The sequence below is a fragment of the Chryseobacterium sp. SIMBA_029 genome (genome assembly GCF_046535275.1).
Classification (GTDB): domain Bacteria; phylum Bacteroidota; class Bacteroidia; order Flavobacteriales; family Weeksellaceae; genus Chryseobacterium.
The window spans coordinates 20,918-34,758 of sequence record NZ_JAWRXA010000011.1 but is presented as its reverse complement, the minus strand read 5'-3'; the positions used below and the strand labels follow the sequence as shown (position 1 = coordinate 34,758).

Sequence of the window (13,841 nt, the reverse complement as noted above, 5' to 3'; positions counted from 1 at the left end):
GATTAATAATTCCCTACAACCTCCACTTTACTTCTTCCGCTAGCCATTTTGCTTACTCTGATCTGCACCGGAATACGCTCGGTCATTTCCTGAACATGAGAAATTACTCCAACTTTCCGTCCCTGATTATGCAGCCTTTCAAGAGCGTCCATAGCGATGTTAAGCGTAGCAGGGTCTAAAGAACCAAAACCTTCATCGATAAATAAAGATTCTACCTTCATTCGGCTGGAAGAAAGAGAAGCAAGACCTAAAGCCAATGCCAGAGAGATCAGGAAAGACTCTCCGCCTGAAAGCGAATATACGGTTCGCACTTCACCGCCCATATCCTGATCCACAACCTGAAGTCCAAGCGTAGAAGGAATACGTTCAATGGTATATCGGTTGGTGAGTATTTCAAGATGGATATTCGCATAGCCTAATAACGCATCCAGCGTGTATTCCTGGGCGATTTGCCGGAATTTTTTGCCATCGGCGGAACCTATAATATCATTAAGCTTGCCCCAGTTTTCCGTAATCGATAACTGAACGGTGATACTCTTCAACAGGTCACCAATTTTCCCTTTATTAGCTTCATCCTGCTGAAGTTTAAAGTTGATTTCCCCTTTGATGCGTTTTCTTTCTTCAGTATCAGATTTTGTGGTACGGTGTAATTCCGTAAGATCGGGTAAAGGCCTTTCCGATATCACTTTTTGCTGGTGTGACGCTAAAAGCTGGGTTCTTTCCTTATGGATAGAAGCTGCTTTGGTTACTTCCTCATCAATGGTTTGTAACGCAGTCCGTTCCGTATCGATCCAGTCGGTGCTGAGCGAAAGTAATTGATAGAGCTCGTCCTGGGTTAAATGTTGATGATACTTTTGGTTGTAATCATCAAGCCATTTCTGTATTGTATTCACAGCAGCTAGTGCATCATTTTCTAATGTGGTTAATGCTGCCAGCAGTTCATCTTTTTGGGTATTTGCTTTGGTGCTGTCAATACTTAATTGCTGTTTTTCAGTTGTAAAGGCTTCAACTTTTTGCTGGGCTTCCGTAACTTCTTTTTTGAATTTCAGCTCAATATCTGTTGCTGCCTTTCCTTCAAAAATCATCTTTCGCTGATCCTGCAGTTCCTGATATGTTTTATTTTGAGAATTGTAGTGCTCTGCTTTTTCACCTGCTTCTTTCCGCATATTTTCAGCCTGAATCTCAAGTTCTTTCACCGTAGCAGAAATAATATCATACTGACGGTTATGACGCTCCAGTTCTTCAATACTTTCTTTCCATTTTTTAGAAAATGTACTGATACGTTCCAGGAATGGAGCAGGAGCGGCTTTCCATTTTTCCATCCAGTCCGGACTTATAAAATATGGACTAAGCATTTTTTCAATTTCATCAAGAGCTGATGACCCTCTTTCCTGTTCCTTTGTCGTGGCAGTTTGCTGCTCGAGGTATAAAGTCAGGGTATTCGTATTATCCTTTATTTGATTAGTAATACTGTCAATATATTCCTTTAATTCTTCCAGTTTTGTTTTATCTGCTTCAAGCTGTAATTTCTGTTTGGAATGCTCCTGTATTTTGTTTTGCAGATCATTTTGTTTGACGGTAAGCTCCTGAAGCTGTTTCTCCATCTTTTCTGCTTTCTCAGAATCCGGAATATTGCTGATGGTTTGGGCTATATCAAACTTTTCCCATTCCTGTCTCTTAAGATCAATACTTGCACGCTTACTGCTGAGGTCTTCCTGTTGTTTTTGTATGGTCTGCTGAAGGCTTTTACATTCCTGGTCTAAACTGCTGTGAAGTCGCAACGTCGTTACATGAGTATTTTCATTCGCTTGATGTGTAGCTTCCAGGGTAGACAGCACATTTTCAAGTTGCGGATTATGTAAGGCGTAAGGATGATTTTCACTTCCGCATACAGGGCAGGGTTCGTGATCAACAAGTCCTTCTCTGAGCATTTCTACATTCTCAGAAGCTGCCAGACGGGCCTGCTGCAATAGCTTTGCAGATGTTTCTTTTTGAGTATTTTCTATCGATAATCTTTCAGTGATTTGGTTAAAATTCTCCTGTTTAGATTGATAATCCGTCTGATCTTGTATCTGTTTTTGCTCTAAAGCCTTGAAATCCGTCAGAAGACTGTATAGCAACTGCCAGTGAGCCTGTGCCTGGATGGTACGATGTACTGCCTGATCAGTGTTGGATTTATCCAGCTGTAAAGTTTCTATTGGGAGTAAAAGAAGCTCTTTTAATTGAACATCATACTTGCTTTTTAAGGCTTCCCATTCTTTCTGATATGATTTCAGACTGACCTCTGAACCTGTTTTTTCAGCTTCCTTAGACTTGATTTTTTGCTGCAATTCTTCAGAAATTGTTGCAGATGACAGTAAAGAATCCAGCAGCTTTTGGGCATCCTGAAGCTTAGAGATGATCACATCCCTGTTTTCAGCAATAGCACTGCGGTCTGAATTGTCTTTTTTCCAGTCTTTAAGTGTTTTTATGGCTGCTGAAAGAGCAGATAATTTGTTTTTTTGATCCGTTAAAGTTTGCTGATGCAGGCTGTTTTTTGCAGAGGCACTTTCAAACTCTTCCTTAGCTTTTGTGAGCTGAACTGTTTTTTCAGAAAGAAGGGTGTCCAGCTTTTTAGCCTCCTCCAATAGAGGAAGAGCATCATTCAGCAGTTTGTTTTTGGCTAAAAGCTCTTCTTCTGAAGCAAGCAGTTGATTTGTAAGCGTTTCTTCTTGCTGATGAAGTTTCGAAATGCGTTCTTTTACTATTTCTAATGCTTTTATTTTCTCTGCCTGCTGTTTTTTTGTATACCGTAAAGCATCCGTCCAGGTTCTTGCTTTTTGCGCCTGTTCTGCCTGAAACAGTTTCTGTTTACGCTGGATTGCCTGTGTTTGTACTTCAGTGGCCTGTTGCAGGCTTATTTGGGCTTTATTCCGGCCGATCTGTAATTCAGCCAGCTGTTCATGCCAGTTGAGTTCTTTAGTAAGAATTTCGAGCTCTTTGTCCAGTGCTGTAATTTGAGCTTCCAGATGAGCCTGTTCCGTTTGCAGAACGATTATTTCTTCTTCATTAAGAGTAATGATTCCTTCCTTACGGATATTGAGATCGCGCAGCTGCTGTTCCTCATGTTTATATTTTTCAAAAATCTTTTTCGAAATTTCAGAATAGATATGAGTACCTGTCAGTTTTTCAAGCAGCGAAGATTTTTCATCTTTATTTGCTTTCATAAAAGCAGTGAAATCGCCTTGCGCTAATAGAACCGAACGGGTAAACTGTTCAAAATTCAATCCTACCAGCCGCTCTATTTCTTTATAAGTTTCCGCCTTCCTTCCCGGAATATCAAGATTGGAAGTCATATTTTTTAATAGAACCGAATCAGATTGTATACTGCCCTCCGCTTTATTTCTGGCACGTCTTACACTCCAGGTGGCGCGGTATTGTTGACCATCGATCCCTATAAACTCTACTTCGGCAAGGCCTTCCGCAGTTCCGTCACGAAGAATACCACGAACATCTCCCTGACTGATGGTGCTTCCCTGAACATCATGGATTTCTATCCCCATTTCTTTAGCCTGCAGATATCGGGGTGTTTTACCATACAATGCAAGGCAAAGAGCATCCAGTAAAGTTGATTTTCCAGCGCCTGTAGCTCCTGTAATGGCAAAAATCCCGGCAGAGCATAAAGGTTCTGCAGTAAAGTCAATTACTGTATTTCCTTCCAGAGAGGCCAGATTCTTCGTGCGTATCACTATGATCTTCATCTTATTTTTCTTTTTGATTTACTTCCTGGGTAGCCTGCTGAAACAAACGCAGGATCTCTTCAGGAACTTCAGTGTTGTATCTGGATTGGTAAATGTTGGAAAATACATCCAGAGGTTGCAGTTCGTTCAGTTTCTCTTGGGTAATAAATTCACTGGCTTTTTCTTTTGAAACAGGATATTTGGGATCAATTTTGGCTAACCTGACTTTTTTACCGGTTAATGCGGTTTCTATCTTGTGGCGTAAACCCGGTTCCGGGCTTTCGAGCAGCACATTGACTTTAAGGTAAGGAGTTGTTTTTAAATCGTTATCTGCTGCAGGCAACTGTTCTAATAAAGCGAGTACTTCATGCAGCGTCTGATGGGCTGCCGGAATTCTTTGAAGAGGAACAAATACCGGGATTTCTATTGATTTCAGGTTACTGATCTCCTCATTCAGTTCAAAAACAATAACCTGATGTTTATAGGCTAGCTCTGAAAAGGACATGGGCAACGGACTTCCGGAATACCGGATGTGCTCTTTGCCGCCGATTCGCTGTGCCTTGTGAATGTGTCCCAAAGCGACATATTTAATATCCTCATGAAATGCTGAAGCAGAAACACATTCCACACCGCCCATGATAGGTCGTTCCGAATCATCCATATCTGTTTTTTCTGCATTACTGGTATGGAGATGTCCCATGGCAATAATGGGCTGCCCTTTTTGTCTTTTTTGGTGAGCATATTCAAATGCTTCTTTGTATAATGCAGCCACTCCTTCGGTATAAGGATTCGTACAGTCCGGTATAGAAGGATAATCTCCCATTCGTAGAAAAGGAATGGCAAGACACCAGGCTTTAGCCTCTCCGGAAATGTTCACTATAGGGATTGTTAATTTTTCGTAGTTTACACGGCCTTCAGTATTTTTTTCTATCAATCCTATGATATGAACTTTGGATGATTCCAGCAAAGGCTTGGGAGCTTCCAGTCGAGAGGCGGAGTCATGATTGCCAGCCGTAATAATGATCTGCAGATTGGGATTAGCCTTGGTCGCCTGGTTCAGAAATGTGTAAAACATCTTTATAGAAGCTGCCGCCGGATTAGAAATGTCGAAAATATCTCCGCTCACGAGCAAAACATCTATTTCCTCTGTCTGCAAAACCTGTATCATCCAGTCCAGAAACTGCTGGTGTTCATAAGTGCGGTCGTATTCGTGAAAGAGCTGACCAATATGCCAGTCTGCGGTGTGGAGGATTTTCATAAACTTTGCTTATTTTCCAATCAGGGAAATTACTAAGGAATGTATCTTTTTCCTTTTTTTATCAAAAATAAATCAATTCTTTGAATAGTGCCTGCGGAAAACCGTATTTCATGATTTAATTTAATTCAGGCTCGTTGTATGATGGGATAAGATATAAAAAACTCACAAGAAATTGTGAGTTTTTGGTGAGATTGAAAGGATTATTTTCGAACTCTTGAGTGAATTTTGATGAACTCCTATGATGATACTAAATCATCTGTATGTTAAGGAGTAGTTTTCACCGCATCATACATCATTGAGTCTTTCTTTTGTTCGGTATAATCGTATTTATAGTTATAGAATGAGGATTCCCAGTCTCCGTAACCAAGATTCGGAATGATGATGAATTTTTTACCAAAATCTTTTGCCGAATTTTTCACTGCCGCAGACCGTTCCGTTTCTGATTTTTTGTCAAACAGGTCAGAAAAATCAGCAAGATTATCACCTAACAGCAAAACAATATCATAATTTTTAGCAATATCTTTTCGTCGGTTTTCCTTACTGCTTTCTTTTGATCGAAGGATAAGGTTCGTGTCATTTTGAAGAGGGAAATTGAATTGTTTTAAGTTTTTCAGCGTTCCTGCACGCTCCTGCTCCATACGGTTAGTCACATAGAAAACCTGTATGCCCTTGCTTGCAGCATACTGATAGAATTCCTGAGAACCGGTAAGTGGTTTTGCAATACCTTTGGCAGTCCATTCTTCCCACGTTTTTTGATCATAATCCTTACCCGCTTTTGCACGCTCAACTGCATAATAGGAATTATCCAGGAAAGTTTCGTCAATATCTGAAATAATGGCTAAAGGTTTCCCCGATTTTTGTGCTAAAGCTTCATCCAAACGGAGTTTTGCAATATTGTACGCCTGCAGGCAAAGTGCTTCATATTCTGCTGCCCTTTGCTGATAAAACGCCGCATATATTTTTCCATTACGCCCAAGATTTTGATAGGGGGCATCCTGAACGGAAATCTTTGAAGCCGGAGCTGCTGTTTTACACGATACGATAAAAACGAGAAGACAGCTTGCAATAATGTGATTGAAATTTTTCATTGAATTTAGAATAGAGGAAACAAAATTATAACAATTTGCTTTTTATTGCAACAAAGTCGAAAGATACTTCTTCTTAGGTTTTCCAGCGTGCTTCCAATAGTAGGATTAACCTCGTCATTTTATCTGAATTAAATGATATATTTGAGTTTGAGAAAAAGATTACTATTTTTATGAAAGAAATCAAAAAAAATGACGTCATTTGGAACAAATTGTCCTAATGACGTCATTAAGTGAGCGCGTCAGGATTCGAACCTGAGACCGTCTGCTTAGAAGGCAGATGCTCTATCCAGCTGAGCTACGCACCCATTCCATAATTTTTGCGAAAACTATTAAAAAGTCGGGGCGGCAGGATTCGAACCTGCGACCTCCTGGTCCCAAACCAGGCGCGATGACCGGACTACGCTACGCCCCGATGGTGGTCATTTGTAACGAATTTTACTTCGTTTTAGCGGGTGCAAAGATAGAATGTTTTTTCGAATAAAAAAACAAAACATGAAAATAATTTGGATAGATTTTAATAGTAGCCTGTTTTTCAGGTGGATTAATTTTTTCTCAGATGCTGAATGAAAGGACCTGTTTGGAAAATCTCATAAAATATATTGGTGCAGCAGATTTTAATATTTTCTCTGTTATGATTTACTATTTCGTAAAATATTTTTAAATAGTAAAACCAGTAAGTAGGTAGGTTGTATTGGAAAAGTATACACGATACTTTATTTTCGTCTGACAACCGACAACACTATGTATCAGCAATACCACCCACTTTTTCTATCCGCCCATTTACAAATTTAAATTCAATTCCGTGTTCCGTATCCAGCTTATAACGGATACTTATGGTGATGGTGCCGCCTTTTGAAATTCTTAGGTGCAGCAATTCTTTAATGTATTCATTGTGTTTTTCTACGGTGTCAATATGAAGTGCCGGTTCGCCTGATTTTTCAGGGTCTTCAAAGTAATGGGCATAGTGTTTTTTATAATAATCAAACGCCTGATGCTGAATGGCACTCAGATTAGCTTCAATAGCCGCTAAAAAATCCTGATAGGTCTTTGCAAAATCTGCCAGTTGATTTTCAGTAGGAGGTTCATCAATTTCTTCCCCTTCATCGTCAAACTCTTCTCCTAAAAAAACAGAAATATTCTGTTCTTCAAAAAACGGATGAGAAAATGATATGTCAGATGAAAAACCTGCCCAGTCTTGTTCTACTTCTCCCCAATATTCGTGTACTGCCATTATTTATTCTTTAATTATTTTTTGTAAAATCAAGATGAGAATTATGCTAATGCCAAAGCTTGTGTGTAGGATTAACAATCCTAAATATACAAAAACCCCGATTATAATGAACTCCGATTATTTTTCAGACATTCTTTTTAGCCACCCTTCTTTTTCGCGAACAAATAAAAACTCAATCCCATAAAAACGAATATCATGGCAATATTAGAATAATCCAGTCTTTCAAAAAGAATATTCTCGGTCATCAGATTCGAGTACGATTTAAAGCCTCCAGTGTAAGGAATAAAGTCAGAAAATTTCTTTTCATTCACCACTATTGAGAAGATAATCATGAATACACTGAAACCGATAGGGTAGATGAAGTTTCTGAATACCAGACTTAATGCTAATTGAATCATAGCAATTGAAGACAGCGTGATATACAGTTTTAGAAAAGTGTAGAAAATAACTTCCCGGAAATCATAGTTCTGAAAGCCGATGGCAGGAAAAACAACGCTAAAAAAATAACCGCTCAGTAAAAATACAAGGTATGATAAAACGGTAGAAAATAAGATCGTAATCAAGATAAACAATGCCTTGGAAAAAAATATTTTCGATTTTGAAATAGGGATGGTGAAGAGAATTTTATAATTGTTGTTTTTATATTCAACATCACAACATGCATACACGAAAATCGAGATAAGAATAGGGTAGAGCATGTAAAAAAACAGAAATACAGTGTTTCCAAGCATGTTTTTCCACGGGTTCATCGTTCCGCCACCGGGTTCATTTCCGGAAGTTAAAATACCATAGATAAAGTAAATATCAACTGCAAAAATAATGAGGGCGGGAAGCAGCAGTACGCCAAAAAGCTCTTTATTTTTGGAAAGTTTATATTGCTCGGAAGAAAAGGCTTTATAGAAAGTATTAGTCATGGCTGTTGGAAATTAAGTTAATGAAGATCTGTTCGAGGTTTGCATTTTGAGATTCAATTTCATAGATCTCGAGATCATGTTGAATAAGGATTTTTAATAAAGAATTAAACGCCTGATCATCATTGATCGTTACTGAAATTTTATTTCCATCACTTGGTGCAACCTGGAAATGTATTTCCTGTAGAACGGAAATTGCTTTTGCAGTATTATTTACCCTTACCGCAACTGTTTTTTCTACGCGGCTCAACAGTTCATTTTTTGTGCCTTGGAAGATCATTTTTCCCCCTTCAATAATGCCGATATGAGTCGCTGTTTTTTCCAATTCACTTAAAATATGGCTCGAAAGAAAAATAGTCTTCCCTTGAGCATTAAGATGCTGAAAAAGTTTTCGCATTTCAAAAATACCCTGAGGATCCAATCCATTCAACGGCTCGTCCAGTATTAGCAGCTGAGGGTCATGGAAGATGGCCATAGCAATTCCTAAGCGCTGTTTCATTCCCATTGATAGGGCACTGGTCTTTTTCTTTTTTTCTCTGTGTAAATCCACCAATTCCAGTACTTCATCAATTCTTTTGGTCCCTTTGCCGTAAATGATATCCAGATACTTTAAATTCTCAAAAACGGTCAGTTTCGTATAAAAACACGGGGATTCAATGAGATTTCCCGTTGCAGAAAGAATCTCCGTCCGGTCTTTCTGCAAGCTTTTTCCCTGAATTAAAATATTGTCATTCTGTTGTTCTAAAAGTCCTAACAGCAGTTTTATTGTGGTTGATTTTCCGGCTCCGTTTCTTCCCAAATACCCGTAAATACTGCTATTCGGTACATGAAGGCTGATATCCTTTAAAATGGTTTTAGAGCCTATCGTATAGTTTAAATTTGTAGTCGTGATGCTTTCCATTATTTCTTTGGATACGTTGGGTTTTTATTAATGTCGATATAGAAAATTCCGTCAAAAAGACTGCTCCATTGTTTTTTTTCATCCATTCCCTGATTGATGGTGGATACAAATTCTTTTTTGAGGAAAGAAGTTGAAGGAACTGCTCTTAGGTTGATGAAAAAGTAAGGTACTTTCGTGTCATGAAATACATTTTCCACGGCGAGTTTGCCCGGTTTTTCAATAGTATTGCCATTGACTGGGTTTTGTCTTGCGTAAGAGGAGAAATCGATCATATAAGAGGCTTTTCCGTACTTGTTTTTAAGGTAAGCGCCCAATGGAAGGTAATCCTTGCTGTATCGTTGGGCAAACGTATGGATATTGGCACACCAGACGATCACCTTCTGATCTTTGTATACCGAGTCGATCTGATGTATTACATTCGCGGCCATTAAAGAATCTCTGAACTGCATACTTGGCATAGAGCCCACTTTAAAATTCCAGGCTTTATAGTAGTTATTCCGCATATCATTGAAATACCTTGCATAAATGGTGTTTTCTTCATTTTTCTTCAATTGTAAAACCCTATTTTCAATCTTTTTTATCTCTTCGAGAAACTGTTTTTTCTGCTTTTCATTAAACCTCTTATTAACATAGTAATCATATATAAAATAGAATAGGTGATCAATATTTTTAGAAAAAAGAGGATATTTCTTAAGATCAATCTTATTCCGGGTTAAAAAATCTTTAATCAGCCCTGCACGCTTATCAAACAGGACTCCTCCTGACATCTGAATGTCAAAACCTCCAACAGTAATAGGATTTTTCGTTGCTTTCGTACGCTGGAAATAACTGATCAGAGGCTTGGTTTCATAGTTGGCCCACCAGAAATCAAAAAGCCCAAGCCCGCCGATAGAATCAGCTGAAACCTTCATTTTGTGAGTATTCATTTCCTGATTCATGATCCAGGAATCATATTGGCCGGCTTCATACAGCACTACGTTATATCCAAGATGCTCATGAAGATACCGGATCAGCCTGCTTTTGGCTTTAAAAGTCTGACCATCTTTGTGGGTATTTTCTCCCAGCATCAATACCCTGTTTCCGGTAAGGATTGAATCAAAGATTTTTAAATCATTAAAATCTGTATCGTTGAACGAAATACTTTTAACAGGATGTTGATACCGTTTTACTTCTGAAATCATCGGCTTTCTTACTGCTTCGGGAACTTCTTTGTAAACAATTCTATTGAGTATAAAAATGACCACAACAGAAGCCAGAAAAGCATACAATATTTTCTTCATTCATTAAAAATTATACCGTTGCTAAATATATAAACATTCCTTTTTAAATCAATAGTTCCCATACAATATATTAGTTTTTTATATAGATTTTTAGTGTTGGTTCTGAAAATAATGCCAGGGAAGGAAAAGTGACGAATTGACATTTCGTATTTTTTAAAGTCTGAAAAAAGATTGAGCAGCATCTAATATCTCTTAATTCCTATCTTTGCCGGATGAAACGATTGATATTAATGTATGTGCTTTTTCCGATGCTTATACTATCGCAAACAAAGGGAAAAGTGATAAAAATTTCAGATGGGGACACCATTACCATACTGTTAAGAGGGAAAGAACAAAAAAAGCTCAGACTTGCCGAAGTGGATTGTCCTGAAAAAGGACAGGCCTTTGGGAAAAATGCCAGACAGTTTACCTTCGATAAAGTCTTTGGAAAAACCATTACTTTTATTGAAACAGATACAGACCGTTATGGACGTGCCATTGCGAAAGTATACTATGACAATGGGAAATACCTGTCGGAAGAGTTGATAAGAGCAGGAATGGGCTGGTGGTATTATTCTTTTTCTAAAAACAGTTCGTTAGGGGAGCTGCAGGATAAAGCTCAATATAAAAAGATAGGCCTTTGGCAGGATGTTCACGCGATAGCTCCCTGGGAATACAGAAAAATAAAACGCGATCTTAATAAAAATAAAAAGGCTCTACAAGAGTATAAGAATTAATTATTTGTCTTCAACATATTCTAAAATGTCTCCCGGTTGGCATTCCAAAACACTACAAATTATTTCTAAAGTGCTAAATCTTATTGCCTTTGCTTTACCTGTTTTCAATATTGAGAGGTTCGATAATGTCAAACCAACTTTGTCAGAAAGTTCATTAAGTGACATTTTTCGTTTAGCCATTACAACGTCTAAATTTACTACAATTGCCATACCTTAAACAGTTAAATCGTTTTCGTTTTGAATCTCTATTCCTTTTTTAAAAATAGTCGCAATAATATAGATTACGGCTCCCATTAAAATGAATGCTTGACTGTCTGCCCAAAATTGGTTCAAGTTGTCGGTAACAAAACCATGATGCATTAAATTTTCAGCTAGCTGCCTGGCAGTGTAACTTAACAATCCAATTGAAAGGGTATAATAGCTAATTTGTAAAATTCGTTTCGCAACAAACGTGTTGAACGGTTTTGATAAATCCATTTTGTGCATTAATCTGATAACTATGTAAAATAGGGAGGCTTTTAAAATTGAAATGGCTAGAATAAAGCTGTAGATACCAAAAAAAGCTAATCTACTGTCTTTATACATTTCAGTTAAGTCTAACTTTTGATAGAGATTTTGAATAAATTCAGGTTTATACAGAGTGAAACAGAAATTAACTATTAAGCCTCCTGCTTCAATGCACAAGCCGACAAAAATGACCCAAGCCACAATATACAAGCCCTTAAATACGAAGTTGTTTGTTTTTGACATGATTGTTGAAATTAAATATGATGGGTCAAAAGTAATTAAATTTTATTGATAAACAATAAAAATAGGTTTTTATTCAAAAAATATTTACCGAATATAAAAAGTGCTTCATAATAAGGGGCATTTAATGAAATGGCTAAGGGCATACTCCAGCAGATCATGTTAGGGTGATGAATCAGGGAGAAGATAGAGGGGGTGGCTAGAAACTTTAGTACTATGAGAAATATGGTGTCAGGATGTATTGGATGGTAATAAAGGGGAAAGACCTGGTAGAAAGGTTCTGTGCAATGCGCATTTTCATTTTAGGGACTTTGATATTCAAACCCGGCATGATAATGAACTAAATGATTGAAGCAAAAAGCATGATTACAGTTCGGTATTTATCCTAGAAAACTGGAATTTGATGAAACAGTGTTTAGAACTGCTGAAATGAATATAATCACAAGGTATCTGCTTGACTAGTAGCAAATTAATAAATAAAAAAAACCGACATCAAATTGTTGAAAATTTTGATGTCGGTTTTGTGAGCGCGTCAGGATTCGAACCTGAGACCGTCTGCTTAGAAGGCAGATGCTCTATCCAGCTGAGCTACGCACCCATTGTATAATTTTTGCGAAAATTATCAAAAAAAGTCGGGGCGGCAGGATTCGAACCTGCGACCTCCTGGTCCCAAACCAGGCGCGATGACCGGACTACGCTACGCCCCGAAGTATATAAAAAAGCGGAGGGTAAGGGATTCGAACCCTTGCGACACTTTCGCGTCGACAGTTTAGCAAACTGCTCCATTAACCACTCTGGCAACCCTCCTTTACGTTTATTTTTTAATGATCGTTGTTCCGTTATTGCGAGTGCAAATATAGAACAGATTTCTTTATTTACCAAATAAAATTCAAGAAAAATTTGTGTATTTTTGAGCTAATAAATGATTAAAAAAGTAAACCAATGCGTAAAACATTATATATCATCGGATTAAGCGTTTTTGTTTTTTCTTGTACTCCGCAACAAAATGTAAAAAAAAATACTTACAAACCGAAAAACCCCGTGGCACAGCCTAAACCCGCGGTAAAACCACAAACTCCGGAAACTCCAAAACCGCAAATTACCAATGATCATGGAGTGGAGTTTTTTACAACAAATATTGCCGATGCAACCAAAAATGATAACACCGCAAGTTATGGTTCCATTGTTTCCGCAAAACCGATTGGATATAAAGTGGTAAAAACATATTTTCCTGCCATCGCACAGAATTTTAGACAGAAATATTTAATACTTCATTATACAGCACTTCCGGATGATAAATCGATTACTGTACTTTCCCAACAGGCGGTAAGCGCACATTATCTGGTGAATAATACCGGAGATAACGAGATTTATCAGCTTGTAGACGAAAACAAACGTTCATACCATGCAGGAGTAAGCTCATGGAGAAGTGATAAAAACCTTAATGATACCTCTATTGGAATCGAGATTGTCAATACAGGGTACACTTCAGATTCTACAGGGAAAAAAATATTTGCCCCTTTTAGTGACGATCAGGTGAAAAAAGTGGCAGCTTTGGCTAAAGATATCATTATAAGATATCAGATTCCGGCAACCAACGTTCTTGCGCATTCAGATATTGCTCCTACAAGAAAGCAGGATCCGGGACCGATGTTCCCTTGGAAGAAACTCTATGACCAGTACCAGATAGGAATGTGGTATGATGAAACCTCAAAACAGAATTTCTTCAATATAGCACAAACCGATTTTGCCGTGAGATACAGTGATGCATCATTCATCTTTTTGATCCAGACTGCTTTCCAGAAATTCGGATACGGACTGGAACTCAGCGGGAAATGGGATGATGCGACAAAGAAAACCATAGAAGCCTTCCAGTACCATTTCCGTCCTCAGAATTATGACGGAATAATGGATGCTGAAACGTGGGCAATCCTTCAGTCTTTAAATCAAAAATATCCAGCAAAATAATCAATATAAAACGCATCGTTTA

11 protein-coding genes and 5 tRNA genes are annotated in these 13,841 nt (G+C 38.0%); 2 read left to right on the top strand and 14 right to left on the bottom strand.

What is annotated here, in order from left to right; genetic code table 11:
* Nucleotides 1-2: 2 nt before the first annotated feature.
* From SB679_RS18840 to SB679_RS18800, 9 genes are all read right to left on the bottom strand, one after another.
* Nucleotides 3-3,740 (bottom strand): AAA family ATPase, encoded by a 3,738-nt coding sequence (locus SB679_RS18840; protein WP_410703848.1) that lies wholly within the window; start codon nt 3,738-3,740, stop codon nt 3-5.
* 1 nt (nt 3,741) lies between these two features.
* Nucleotides 3,742-4,977 carry an exonuclease SbcCD subunit D gene (locus SB679_RS18835; RefSeq protein WP_410703847.1) on the bottom strand — a complete coding sequence of 412 codons (1,236 nt, stop codon included), beginning with the start codon at nt 4,975-4,977 and terminating at the stop codon, nt 3,742-3,744.
* 263 nt (nt 4,978-5,240) lie between these two features.
* Entirely contained in the window at nt 5,241-6,065 is an 825-nt protein-coding gene (locus SB679_RS18830; RefSeq protein WP_410703846.1) for a 5'-nucleotidase, lipoprotein e(P4) family, read from the bottom strand.
* 231 nt (nt 6,066-6,296) lie between these two features.
* Nucleotides 6,297-6,370 (bottom strand) — tRNA-Arg (locus SB679_RS18825).
* 32 nt (nt 6,371-6,402) lie between these two features.
* A tRNA-Pro gene (locus SB679_RS18820) sits at nt 6,403-6,477 on the bottom strand.
* 327 nt (nt 6,478-6,804) lie between these two features.
* The gene (locus tag SB679_RS18815) at nt 6,805-7,296 is read right to left on the bottom strand and encodes a DUF6985 domain-containing protein (protein ID WP_410703845.1); all 492 of its coding nucleotides are present in this window, start codon (nt 7,294-7,296) and stop codon (nt 6,805-6,807) included.
* Between the two features lie 137 nt (nt 7,297-7,433).
* Nucleotides 7,434-8,210: an ABC transporter permease gene (locus SB679_RS18810; RefSeq protein WP_410703844.1), complete on the bottom strand. Its 777-nt coding sequence runs from the start codon at nt 8,208-8,210 to the stop codon at nt 7,434-7,436.
* A complete protein-coding gene (locus tag SB679_RS18805) occupies nt 8,203-9,108 on the bottom strand; it encodes an ABC transporter ATP-binding protein (RefSeq protein WP_410703843.1) in 906 nt (301 codons plus the stop codon). The genes SB679_RS18810 and SB679_RS18805 overlap by 8 nt, the downstream gene beginning before the upstream one ends.
* Entirely contained in the window at nt 9,108-10,388 is a 1,281-nt protein-coding gene (locus SB679_RS18800; RefSeq protein ID WP_410703842.1) for an erythromycin esterase family protein, read from the bottom strand. The genes SB679_RS18805 and SB679_RS18800 overlap by 1 nt, the downstream gene beginning before the upstream one ends.
* Before the next feature lie 278 nt (nt 10,389-10,666).
* Between SB679_RS18800 and SB679_RS18795 the strand changes: the two genes are divergently transcribed.
* A complete protein-coding gene (locus SB679_RS18795) occupies nt 10,667-11,104 on the top strand; it encodes a thermonuclease family protein (RefSeq protein ID WP_410703841.1) in 438 nt (145 codons plus the stop codon).
* Here SB679_RS18795 and SB679_RS18790 read toward each other — a convergent pair whose 3' ends face one another.
* The 5 genes from SB679_RS18790 to SB679_RS18770 all read right to left on the bottom strand — a co-directional run bounded on the left by SB679_RS18790 (nt 11,105) and on the right by SB679_RS18770 (nt 12,658).
* Nucleotides 11,105-11,314 carry a helix-turn-helix domain-containing protein gene (locus SB679_RS18790; RefSeq protein ID WP_034710642.1) on the bottom strand — a complete coding sequence of 70 codons (210 nt, stop codon included), beginning with the start codon at nt 11,312-11,314 and terminating at the stop codon, nt 11,105-11,107.
* 3 nt (nt 11,315-11,317) lie between these two features.
* Nucleotides 11,318-11,854 carry a DUF2975 domain-containing protein gene (locus tag SB679_RS18785; RefSeq protein ID WP_410703840.1) on the bottom strand — a complete coding sequence of 179 codons (537 nt, stop codon included), beginning with the start codon at nt 11,852-11,854 and terminating at the stop codon, nt 11,318-11,320.
* Nucleotides 11,855-12,375: 521 nt separating this feature from the next.
* Nucleotides 12,376-12,449 (bottom strand) — tRNA-Arg (locus SB679_RS18780).
* A gap of 34 nt (nt 12,450-12,483) precedes the next feature.
* Nucleotides 12,484-12,558: transfer RNA gene (locus tag SB679_RS18775), tRNA-Pro, on the bottom strand.
* A 15-nt stretch (nt 12,559-12,573) separates the two neighbouring features.
* Nucleotides 12,574-12,658, bottom strand: a tRNA-Ser gene (locus tag SB679_RS18770).
* 135 nt (nt 12,659-12,793) lie between these two features.
* Here SB679_RS18770 and SB679_RS18765 point away from each other — a divergent pair.
* Nucleotides 12,794-13,819, top strand: a complete 1,026-nt coding sequence (locus SB679_RS18765; RefSeq protein WP_410703839.1) for an N-acetylmuramoyl-L-alanine amidase — start codon at nt 12,794-12,796, stop codon at nt 13,817-13,819.
* Nucleotides 13,820-13,841 lie beyond the last annotated feature (22 nt).